This window comes from Vibrio sp. D173a (genome assembly GCF_030248475.1).
On the sequence record NZ_JAHGAH010000954.1, the window covers coordinates 1 to 643 of the forward strand.

General features: G+C 48.7%; 1 protein-coding gene. It reads left to right on the plus strand.

The genetic code is table 11. The annotated features are described in order from the left end of the window. The first annotated feature begins 18 nt into the window (after positions 1-18). On the plus strand, positions 19-465 hold the full coding sequence (phnG, locus tag KIV40_RS30505) for a phosphonate C-P lyase system protein PhnG (RefSeq protein WP_285353022.1): 447 nt from the start codon (positions 19-21) through the stop codon (positions 463-465). Positions 466-643 lie beyond the last annotated feature (178 nt).

Genomic DNA, 643 nt, shown 5'->3' on the forward strand with positions numbered 1-643 from the left:
ATTGTAATGGAGCACTAAATGACAGCTTTAAAAGAGCGACAAAAGTGGATGTCAGTACTCGCACAGAGCTCGTTCACCGAGTTAAAAGCGCATTGGGACGAGTTAGGGCTAAACGCCGAATACGCCATGGTACGACAACCCGAGATTGGTTTGGCACAGGTACGCGCTCGCATGGGCTCAACAGGGCGTCAGTTCAATATGGGCGATGTGACCATCACTCGCGCGGTGATCAAGCTGAATAGCGGCGAGTTGGGTTACAGCTACCTACAGGGCCGTGACAAGCCACATGCAGAACTGGCTGCTGTAATTGATGCGGTGATGCAGAACGGAAAGCAGGCGGAAGCGATCAATACGCAAGTCATTGAGCCATTAGCGGCAATGAAACACGAGCGTGACAGTCAACGCCGTCAAGAAGTCGCAGCCAGTAAGGTGGACTTTTTTACCATGGTTCGTGGTGAAGACTAGGTTCGCGGTGAAGACTAGGTACGTGGCGAAGATTAGGTTTCCGGAGAGAATTAGCTCTGCCGAGAAAACTAGACCCATGATGAAGACTGGCTCATTAGTGATGAAAGGATTCACTTAAAAGACCAGTAAAACCGATAAAAATTAACGAATTAAACAGGTTAGAACGAATTCCATGAGT

What these genes read in the sequence shown, in the direction of transcription:
- phnG (WP_285353022.1), top strand. Translation starts at nt 19, where the DNA reads ATGACAGCTTTAAAAGAGCGACAAAAGTGGATGTCAGTACTCGCACAG.